This is a genomic window from Paracoccus broussonetiae (assembly GCF_031854425.1).
Lineage (GTDB): Bacteria > Pseudomonadota > Alphaproteobacteria > Rhodobacterales > Rhodobacteraceae > Paracoccus > Paracoccus broussonetiae.
The window spans coordinates 1-9,936 of sequence record NZ_JAVRQI010000018.1 but is presented as its reverse complement, the minus strand read 5'-3'; the positions used below and the strand labels follow the sequence as shown (position 1 = coordinate 9,936).

Below are 9,936 nucleotides of genomic sequence, written 5' to 3'. Positions count from 1 at the left end.
GATGGCGGCACCGGAAGCGACAGCCTTTATGGCGGCGCGGGAGGTGACACCCTGATCGGCGGGGCCGGAAATGACTCGCTTTATGGTGAATCCGGCAACGACATCTTCGACATCACGGCCAGCGATTTCGGGACCGACCGGTTCTTTGGCGGGGACGGCGCGGACTCGATCCGGCTGAGGGCGCATATCCAGACCTCCAGCGTCCTGTGGAACAGCAGCTATCTGAACAGCGTCGAGCAGCTGGATTTCAACTACTACACGCTTTCCGGCACGACCGGGAATGACCGCGTCGATATCAGCGGCTTCTCATCCGTTTCTGGCTACCGGCTGATTGAGTTGGGCGAGGGCAACGATACCTTCATCGGTTATCGCGGCAATGATTATGTCGATGCCGGTGCGGGCAACGACACCCTGCTTGGGGGCGCGGGAAATGACACGCTGAATGGCGGAGGCGGCATCGATACCGGCAACTACGCATCGGCCGCAGGAGCGATCAAGATCAATTTGGGGTTGAACTCCGCTCAGGCCATTGGTGGAGGACAGGGCAGCGATACCTTGATCAGTATCGAGAACCTTTCCGGGTCGCGTTTTGCGGACAGCCTGATCGGAAACGCCGCGGCGAACCAATTGATCGGCAATGCGGGCAATGACACCTTGAACGGACAGGCAGGAAATGACCAGCTTATCGGCGGCGCGGGCAGCGACCTGCTCATGGGCGGAGCCGGCAATGATGTTCTGAACGGCGGGGATGGCAACGATACCGCCAACTATGCGTCAGCCACGGGCGCAATCAGGGTTGATCTGAGATTGGGCGCGGCTCAGGCAATAGGTGGTGGACAAGGCAGCGATACCCTGGTGAGCATCGAAAACCTTGTTGGCACACGCTTTGCGGACCACTTGATTGGAAATGCCGCAGCGAACCAGCTTGTCGGAGGAGCCGGCAATGACACCATGAATGGATGGACCGGAAATGACCGGCTTGTCGGAGGGGCGGGAAGGGACGTGCTGACCGGCGGCGTCGGCGCGGATACGTTCATCTTCAACGCGGTACAGGAATCCGGAAAGGGCGCTGCCCGTGATGTCATCACCGACTTTGTCTCGGGAGTCGACACGCTCCAACTATCTGCGATCGATGCCAACACGACGATTGCCGGCAATCAGGCTTTCCACTGGTCTGGGGCTCAGGCAAGTGCGTATGGGGTCTGGAGCGTACAGGCCGGCAATAGTCGGATTGTCCGCGGGGATACGAACGGCGACGGCGTGTTCGATTTTGAAATTCAGTTGAACGGAGTGTCGCGCCTGACCGCCCATGATTTTATATTATAGGCTGATATGAGATCCCGGCAAGAATAGCCCTCCTGTCGTGGAGAAAGCCAAGGACGTCATTCGGTCCTAACTCCTCGGTTGCCTGGAGCAAGGGTCGGTTCAGAGCTTTACATCGAACCCGTCGACTGGCCCGGCGTCCTCCTCGCCGGACCGGATCGCCGGATCAGTTCGAGCGCACCAGTCATAAGAACATTTGCTGCCGTTGCCTCACCCAGCGCAAGACTGGTAAGCGGGTCCGCTTCGAAATCACCGAGACGCCGCGTCAGTCCTTCGAGCGCTGGATTGCCGACCCGGAGATGATTGGCCATGAGGATTTGTGGCCCAGTCGCCTGCACCACAGTCCGCACCTGTCGACACGACAATATACGCGGATCTTGCGTGAATGGGTGAAGTCGATCGGGCTGGACCCAAGTGCGTATGGCACTCATTCGACGCGACGCAGGAAGGTGGCGCAGATCTACAAGAATACGGGCAATCTGCAGGCGGCAGGTTCTGCTGGGCCACACCAAGATGACCAGCACCGCTCGCCATCTTGGCGTCGATCTTGATGACGCACTTACCTCTGTCAGAGGGAATTGATCTGTGAACAACATTGCGGCCGCCAGGATTCTTGTCGGCCGGCCCTTTGCGGACTGTCGGGCTTCGCTGATGCCGCACGACGGCATTCCCCAAACCCCGTTCTAAGAGGCGTGGCGAAGTTATTTCGGGCGGGGGCAGTGCAGCCCCGTGCCCGGCGCGCCGAGAGTGGTCGTCCAAGAACATCCCGGAAAAACCTTGGAGCCATCCGCCAGAGAAGGTCACCGGTGGTCTACCAGAACGACCGTTTCTCAGCCCGCAAATTCAGGCAGCATCCAGGATGTCGGTCGCGCGATGTTCGGCTCCGACACCTTCCATCAGATAGACATCGCCTTCCGCCCCCTGCAAGCGCAGCGGGATCAAGGCCTGATAGGCCGGTGACGCGTACCATGCCTGTGCTGCGGCCTTGCTCGGGAAAGCTATGACGATCAGGTCGTCGGTCGGATTGCCCTCAAGAGTTTCGCGCGCACCGCCATGAATGATGAAGCGTCCTTCGAATGGTGCAAGGGTGGCGTCGATCCCTTGCAGGTAATCAACGATGCCATCGTTGATCTGCACATTGCGCAGTTGTCCCACTGCATAGGCGGTCATGGCACGTCCCCCGTGTGTTGCTGGTCAGAAGATTATCCCGGTCTCGTTGCAGCCTGTCGATTACCCGAGAGGTAATGGAAACGACGCTGGACTTCGGTCATCATCGGCCCATGGAGATCGGGACATCCTCATTCGGAACGCAGCTGCGACAATGGCGCGTTAGGCGTCGCTTTACCCAACTGGCGCTCGCGCTCGAGGCGGACATATCGCAGCGCCACCTGAGCTTCGTGGAGTCTGGACGATCGAAGCCAAGCCGTGAGATGGTCTTGCGGCTTGCAGAGCACCTGCGCGTGCCACTTGGCGAGCAGAACAGGATGCTGGTTGCCGCCGGCTACGCTCCCGCCTATGGGGACCGGCCCTTGACGTCTCCTGACATGGTCGGGACGCGTGAGATGATCGACCGGTTGCTTGCCGGTTATCAACCTTATCCGGCATTGGCACTCGATCGCAGTTGGACCATCCTTGCAATGAATAAAGCCGTCCCGGTCTTGACCGAAGGTGTGGACCCAACACTTCTGACGGGACAGGTCAACGCATTGCGGCTGACCCTTCATCCACAAGGTCTCGCACCGCGGATCGTCAATCTGCCGGCGTGGCGCAGCCACATTCTGCGTCGCCTCTCGCATGACATCGAACTGTCCGCCGATCAAAGTCTCATCGATCTGCTGGAAGAGCTGAAATCATATCCCGGTGGTCATCGAGCCGCGGGACGAGTGGCATACCAACCCTCCGACATTGCCGTGCCACTTGTCCTGGATCATCCGCGCGGTCAGTTGTCCTTCATCAGCGCGACAACGATCTTTGGAACCGCGGTGAACATCACCCTTGCCGATATGGTGGTCGAAGCCTTCCTTCCCGCTGATGGTTGGACAGCCGAATTCCTGCGTGGCGAGTTCGATCCTGTCGATTGACCGCAGGACGCTCCGGGCGGCGAGGTGCACCGCAGGCAGGGTTAGGCGTTGTCCGGCCGGCCCATAGCTGCCGCTTGCCGGGCGGAAATGCTGCGAAGCCGCGTCCCGCAAAGCGGTCGCTCGACGGATGGCGCAGAATTCCGGCCAAGAGAGGGTCAACGCTTGGCGCAAAGTTGGCGGTCGCTTGCGCAGAAAGCCACTGGAGCTTGCGCATTATCTCCTGACTGGTAGCCGATGCTTTCTTAGAGGGCGATGTACTAGCTTGTCACACGTGAGATGGAACTTCTCTCTAACCATCTCCCGCTTTCGCAAGGCGAACCAGAGCATCAGCGCCTTCGAATAGACGGATCGAGATCGTCAGGCGCGACAGACATGCGCGATCCAATATTGTGGTGGGGTATCTATCCCTCGCCCGAGGCGCTGGCGCCAGCCTGCCGGGCGGAGCGCCGCGGGATTCGCCTCGGCCCCGGCGATGCGGAAGCCAGTCGGGCAGCGTCCAGACCAGATGGCGCCGACCAGCATGTCATAACGTGCCGTGCGTTCCATCGTCGCTTCGGCCACGACCTCGTCTCCCTGGATGGTCCGCAAGGTGGGGTTCATCGCCTGAGCATGCATCTCGACGATCCGGCGCGCTTTACTGCGGAGAGTTCGCGGACGACGGGGTCGGAGGTGAGAAAAGCCCTCTTCACCTCCGGGCCGCCGGCGGGCCGGGCGCGCCGGTCCATCGTGCCGATGACGATCACGGTCGGATCGGCGGCGGCGATGGTTTCCCAGCCGACGAGCGGCCATTCCTCGCCGGTCACGACCACATTCTTCGGGCCGAGCGTCGCGTCGATATAGGCCAGTGCGCCGGGGCGCCCCGCGACCCAGGCGTCGCCCGCCAATTCGGCCGAGGAGAACCAGTAAAGGACCTCCTGATAGAGGAAGTCGTTGGAATAGAGGGCGCCACGGCTCGAATCCCCGTTCGCCCTGGTCCCGGTGCCGCAGTTCGCCGGCGAGACGTAGATGGGGATGCCGAGATCGGCGAATTGTTCGCGGGTGCCGACGCGGCCTTCGGGTCCGACGGAACTCTGGAACTGCGCCGCCAGCAGATCGGGGTCGTGGGGTACGACGGCTTCGAAACTTGGCATGCTGTCGGCGACGCGCAGCGAACCGTCCGACAAAACTTCAGGGGGGTCTAAATTGGGCGCCGATACCCACGCCTGAGGGGTTAAGATTTCACGCCGGAACACCGATCGCCTAACAAGGTCCAAGAACGCCTTCTCGACTCGAGGCTCAAGTTCCGTCTGATCCGGTCGTGGTCCCCGCATCTCGTTGGCAAGGCGGCGCGAATTCTGAATACCGTGCTTGAGGAGTTCAGGCCGGCAGTCACGCTTAGAGAACCGAAGTTGGACGGGGTCCTTGCCGAAGCATGGCTTGGGATTCACCGTCACCAAGGGCAAGCATCTAACGCGGTTATCGCGCCACTCCGAAGGTTTTCACATACCGCCAGCGGGCCGCCACCCGGCGGATATTGCGTCGGCCTCGCTGCAAAACCACCGTTCGCCGCGGCTCGGGTCGATTTGGGTCTTGGCGTACCAGGGCGACCATGGCGGGTGATAGACGCGTTCGCCAGTTTTGTTGCTGATATTGCCCTTGATGGGGCAGTCTTTCGGTGCATGCGCATCCGGATTCGACCAGCGTGTGCGCCGATATTCCCACGCGGGTATTGCTTGGCCACTCCAGATTCCGACGCCATGTGCGCGCGCCACATCTTCGAGAGGTACATATGTGTCGCTGTACCGTCGGAAGGCCCAGGCCAGCCCCTCTTCAACCAGCCTCCCACCGAGGTCCACATTCCCCTTTCCAGTCCTACAGCTTGCGATAACGCGGCTGTAATTGTCGACACCACTGGGGGCACAGCGGATGTTTCGGTCTGCAATCAGGGTGGCTAGCCGCCGGGCGGCATTGCGGCCGCATTGCCATACTTTGCCTGAGCCATCACGGCATGTCTGACCGGATTCGGGGGCGTCAATTCCCTCGATGCGGATCCGGATGACTTTTCCGTTCGACCGGATGTCGAGGGTGTCGCCGTCGACAACCTTTGCCGGACCTTCAATCCGGTTCACCGTCGTCACATCGTCCGCTTTGGCGGCATTTGCACCCATCGCGGCAGCGGCGATGCCTAGCGTGCAAACCGCGGTTGCGAGGTCGGAAAGAAAACTACGAAACATGTGGAACCTTGCATAGGGGAGGTCACCTTGGAGCCGTCAATGGCACTGCCGTCGCCGGGGGCGATCTACTGGGGGGAGCATTTCCTCCCCCCGACCGGAGCCGGGGGGAAAGCAGTCCTGCGATGGTCTCTTACTCGCCCGCCACGAGGTGGATTGTGCTGCCCTGCGCCGTGTCGGCCTCGTCCTCGCGGACCTTGGCGTTGCGTTCCGGGGTCGTCTGGCGTTGCAGAGGCTTGTGCTCGTCCCGCAGCAGCGGCTCGAACCCGAGTGCCAGAGCGATAAACAGGAAAAGCAGCGGCAGCCCATCTATCGCCAGACCGGCGATCCAGCCGGGTGCCGATGCGCCGAACATTTGCGCACGCGTGGCTTCGCTCGGGGATTGCGGAACGAACACCGGAACCTCGGTCTTGCCGTCGGCGGGACGCAGCTCCCTCGCCTTTGCGGTCAGGTCGGCCGTCTGGGCGTCGAGCCTTGCGGTGCGGTCGGTCGAGCTTACGGTGATAACCCCGGTCGAAGCCAGAATGCCGTCCGGCGCCGTCACCATGCCCTCGAGGGAGGCTACCGCCGTCCCGACTTCCTGCGTCGCGGCGAGGAAGAGGGTCTGATCTCCCAGCGCGGCAGCGGATCGCAGGCGACCGACCGCATCGAGTCCCACCCGGTTCACCACATCCGCCTGGTCGACCTGCTCCTGCAGCGCACTGGCCGATCGGCTCCAGCTATCACCAAAGGTTTGCAATTCGGCGCAGCGCGTCCCACAACCGGCTCCGGTGCCAAACTCCCCCCCGGCTTCCTGCTCTGCCAGGGCACGATAGCCCGCGGCGGAGGCGCCGGTCATTTGGACCAGAGGCTGGGCCCAGGTCGCTCGCTCATGGGCCTCTGCGAGGGCGTCAGTATAGCCGGTAACCTGCCTTGACAGCTCGGCGCGGACTGCTGCCGTACCGGTCAGTGCAGTCGCGATGGATTGTGCCGAGGCGGCAAGGGCCAGTGCCGCCAGAATGATCCCGCCGGCGATGACGACGGTAAGTCCCAGAAGGCGCCGCGTCTTGGCGGCGGCACCGATCAGGACGTGCCAGGTGATGCTGAAGCCTATGGCGACAACGACCCCGGCGACAAGGGGAACAAACCAGCCGGAATCCGGGTCAGCGGCGTGGAAACCGCTTGCCACGCCAATCGCAGCAAATGCGGCACAGATCACCGCAGCCAGCTGCAGGGCTCGCACCGAGCGGGCGAGGTGAGTATTCATCATAGTCTCCTTGGTTGAGGGACGTTCATTGAAGCAACAAGATGTTGGACTGGGTCTGAGACGGCGCGCTCAGGACAGCGCCGGACTTCCGGCAACCTTGCGGCCTCGGCCCGCGGCCACTTTCCCCGGCACCAACATGACGTAGAGGCTGAAGACGACAGCGATCAGGCTGAAGATGGTCCTCGCCGTCACGTTGGTCGCTGTGAGCACGCTGCCGACAACCGCGACCGTGTAGGAACCGACGACAACCAAGGCTACTGGCGGGCCCCGATCCCGTAGTCGCAACGCAAAGACAAAACCTCCGGCCACGGTACCGAACAAAAACAGAATACCAGCAAAGATGAGCCCGAGAGCCTCGGCGGACGGTCCCTCAACAGTCGCGATTGCAGCGCCCGCAAGCAGGCCGAAAATCATGATTGCCGTAATAGCGACGATATGGAGGAAGTAGGAAAGACGCCCGCGCGACAGGGAGGTCGAGAAGACGGATTTCAGATGGTTGGATATTCAGGCCTCCTTTGGATGGTGACACGGTGACAGGGCTGCTCCCCCTCGCCACCGATATGGTCCGCAAGCGCCTGAATCAGTTTGGGGACCGCGCCAAAAACTTGCTTGAACAAGCCAAACTGCCTAGACTGATGGGATAGAACGTCGGGACCTTCACCTGATGTACGAGCTTCCGTCTGCCTGGATCATGCACGCCGCCGAGCAACTCGGAGCGAGTTCCTCCGCGATCCGGGGGGCACTGCAGTCGGCTCGGTTGCATCCGCAATTCCTGTCAGATGACAAAGAGCGCGTGAGCGATCGGAAGTGCGTCGATTTCCTGGAATGCGCGGCAAGCCTGACCGGCGACGATACACTTGGGCTGAATCTGGGAAAGAGTTACGACGTACGGCGGTCGGGTTTGGCGGCCTATGTCTCGATTTCGGCCGAGACGCTTCGCGAAGGAGTGCTTCACGGGCTTCGCTATGTGAGGTTGGGCGACACCAGCGCCGAGATCGGGTTGAAAGAGCTGGGCAATGTGGCCACGATCCGGATCGACAGCAAGAACCCTTACTTCCGTATGCATCGGCAAGGACCAGAGTTCCGGATGGCGTCCTGGTTCATGGCTGCCCGCCAAATGGTTTCCGAGCGGTTCCAGGCGGTCGAAGTCCGTTTTGCTCATCCGAGGGCATCGTCTCGCGAAGCGTTCACACGGTTCTTCGGTTGTCCCGTCGCCTTCGGCGCCGAGGCGACCGAAATGTTGATCCAACCGGCATCCCTCGCATTGCCAATGCGGAAAGCGGACCCACACCTGCTCGCGCTACTTCAGCGTACTGGCGACGCCTTGCTCTCAGCCCAATGCGCAGAGAAGACCGCGCTCCGGCTCCACATTGAACGCCTGGTTCTGAGTGCGCTGCCAAAAGGCGGACCGCCAGACATCGCCCAGATTGCCAAAGCGGTCGCGCTGAGCGAACGAACCCTCGCCCGAAAGCTACAGGCCGAGGGCACATCCTATCAGGGATTGGTCAACGAGATCCGGCGGGATGCAGCAAAGAGCTACTTGGCCGACCGCTCGTTCTCGATCAGACAGGTGGCTTACCTCCTTGGTTATTCCGAGCAGAGCGGCTTCACGACCGCCTTTCGTCGATGGACAAACCAGACACCGCGCGCCTACCGCGAGGCGAGGATGCAAGCCTTCAAGGTTTAGACGCTGTAGACGCCCCCCTGAGCCGCTGCCGGTTTTGTGGCAACGTAGAGCCAGCCTTCCGTGGGGCAATAAATCCAGGGCCTACAAGCGCAAACCAGCCTCCAAGCGCTGATCGGATTGCGCGCCCGACGCGAGGTTGCGCCATGAGGGCGCTGATCCTTGTGCTTCTCGTGCAGTTTGATGGGCCCGGGCTGCGTCGCGCAGCACACGCGGAGTAGGCAGCCCTGATTGCGGCGGATTTCGCACGCTATTTCGCGGAGGTCAGCGACTATCTCGCCTGCGTCGATGCTACCGGCAGGCGGTGTTTCTCAGGCCGCAGTGGATCTCGGCGCAGCATCGCAGTTTCCGGGGTCGCCTGAACGAACTCGGGTTGAGCGGGCAGGGGGCGGTCGATCATCCGGCGGTCAACGGCCACGGGAAACCGGAATGAACTGCCTCTGTGGCACCGGGCAGAGCGATGTGGCCACGAGAGCAGGCGGTTCAAATTCCCGCCCGCTGACAGGCCGACCGGAGGACGGTCGATGTGACTGTCTTGGACCCGCGCGATGGGGGATCAGTGTCGGTATTTCGGTCCCAGGATCAGAATCCCCGTTTCTTCCTGTGGCTCGTCAGCGTCCGTCAGGGACCTTTCCTTGACCATCGGTCTGCTGGCCTGCAGCACGTCGAGCATGTCAGGAAAGCCCTGCGCCACATCCGGCATCCCTGCGATCTCATAAGCACTTTGGCCCAGCCCCGCATAATGGACAATAGTGCCGCCATGACGGGTCAGCCTCGCGGCGAAGAACGCGCAGGAGATCAGGCAGGCGTCGCCGATCTGGCGGGATTCAGCCCATCTCGCGCGCCGCTGGGCCAACTCCACCAGGCGGAGCGTCAGACGGTCAGGCAGAATGGGATGGTCAATGTAATGTGCCAGCGCCGTGGCCAGATGATATTCAAGCTCTGCAGACAAAGCGACCTGGCTCTCATGCATTCCCTGGATCACCAGGTCGCGAGCGGCAGAGAGATATGTGTCCGTCATGAAACCCTCGGCATCAGTCTGAACGAATATTTCCATATTGAGATTTTGCCCCAACTCTCGGGGAGATCAAGCTTGCTGCCTCACCGAGGTCGCTGAAATCACAGGCTATTGCGTGGAAGCATCATGCTGGTTGGCACTGGCGACCACCGAGTGCCAAATTTTTTCGCCCCACCCCTTGAAACCACCCGCTGATGCGGCAAATCTCTGCCGCGTGATGCCGCAAGGGTCACGCGCGGCCCCACCATTGGCATGGGGGGCTCACGATCTGTTTGTCCAATGAGGAGAACAACATGACATTTAGTCCACTCCACGACCGCGTTCTGGTCCGTCGCGTCCAGTCGGACGAGAAGACCAAGGGCGGCCTGATCATC

At 61.4% G+C, this 9,936-nt stretch carries 11 protein-coding genes and 1 pseudogene; 5 read left to right on the top strand and 7 right to left on the bottom strand.

Going from position 1 to position 9,936, the window contains the following annotated elements:
• Both RM190_RS19750 and RM190_RS23435 read left to right on the top strand, forming a co-directional pair.
• On the top strand, positions 1–1,326 hold a 1,326-nt coding region (locus RM190_RS19750), incomplete at its 5' end, for a calcium-binding protein (RefSeq protein WP_311761192.1).
• 11 nt (positions 1,327–1,337) lie between these two features.
• On the top strand, positions 1,338–1,874 hold the full coding sequence (locus RM190_RS23435) for a tyrosine-type recombinase/integrase (RefSeq protein ID WP_390908749.1): 537 nt from the start codon (positions 1,338–1,340) through the stop codon (positions 1,872–1,874).
• Between the two features lie 292 nt (positions 1,875–2,166).
• Here RM190_RS23435 and RM190_RS19740 read toward each other — a convergent pair whose 3' ends face one another.
• Positions 2,167–2,493, bottom strand: a complete 327-nt coding sequence (locus RM190_RS19740) for a DUF1330 domain-containing protein (protein WP_311761191.1) — start codon at positions 2,491–2,493, stop codon at positions 2,167–2,169.
• Positions 2,494–2,567: 74 nt separating this feature from the next.
• Between RM190_RS19740 and RM190_RS19735 the strand changes: the two genes are divergently transcribed.
• A complete protein-coding gene (locus tag RM190_RS19735) occupies positions 2,568–3,404 on the top strand; it encodes a helix-turn-helix domain-containing protein (RefSeq protein WP_311761190.1) in 837 nt (278 codons plus the stop codon).
• Between the two features lie 357 nt (positions 3,405–3,761).
• On the opposite strand, the gene RM190_RS19730 is transcribed toward RM190_RS19735, so the two are convergent.
• From RM190_RS19730 to RM190_RS19710, 5 genes are all read right to left on the bottom strand, one after another.
• On the bottom strand, positions 3,762–4,004 hold the full coding sequence (locus RM190_RS19730; RefSeq protein ID WP_311761189.1) for a hypothetical protein: 243 nt from the start codon (positions 4,002–4,004) through the stop codon (positions 3,762–3,764).
• Positions 4,001–4,534 carry an ABC transporter substrate-binding protein gene (locus tag RM190_RS19725; RefSeq protein ID WP_311761188.1) on the bottom strand — a complete coding sequence of 178 codons (534 nt, stop codon included), beginning with the start codon at positions 4,532–4,534 and terminating at the stop codon, positions 4,001–4,003. Before RM190_RS19725 ends, RM190_RS19730 begins: the two co-directional genes overlap by 4 nt.
• A gap of 348 nt (positions 4,535–4,882) precedes the next feature.
• The gene (locus RM190_RS19720; RefSeq protein WP_311761187.1) at positions 4,883–5,617 is read right to left on the bottom strand and encodes a thermonuclease family protein; all 735 of its coding nucleotides are present in this window, start codon (positions 5,615–5,617) and stop codon (positions 4,883–4,885) included.
• Positions 5,618–5,747: 130 nt separating this feature from the next.
• A complete protein-coding gene (locus tag RM190_RS19715; protein WP_311761186.1) occupies positions 5,748–6,860 on the bottom strand; it encodes a hypothetical protein in 1,113 nt (370 codons plus the stop codon).
• Positions 6,861–6,929: 69 nt separating this feature from the next.
• A complete protein-coding gene (locus tag RM190_RS19710) occupies positions 6,930–7,274 on the bottom strand; it encodes a hypothetical protein (RefSeq protein ID WP_311761185.1) in 345 nt (114 codons plus the stop codon).
• 250 nt (positions 7,275–7,524) lie between these two features.
• Here RM190_RS19710 and RM190_RS19705 point away from each other — a divergent pair, with 250 nt between their 5' ends.
• On the top strand, positions 7,525–8,547 hold the full coding sequence (locus RM190_RS19705) for an AraC family transcriptional regulator (protein WP_311761184.1): 1,023 nt from the start codon (positions 7,525–7,527) through the stop codon (positions 8,545–8,547).
• 553 nt (positions 8,548–9,100) lie between these two features.
• Here RM190_RS19705 and RM190_RS19700 read toward each other — a convergent pair.
• Complete coding sequence (locus RM190_RS19700; RefSeq protein ID WP_311761183.1) at positions 9,101–9,601, bottom strand: hypothetical protein; 501 nt, start codon at positions 9,599–9,601, stop codon at positions 9,101–9,103.
• A gap of 254 nt (positions 9,602–9,855) precedes the next feature.
• Here RM190_RS19700 and RM190_RS19695 point away from each other — a divergent pair.
• Positions 9,856–9,936, top strand: a pseudogene (locus RM190_RS19695) (co-chaperone GroES); the annotation flags it as partial.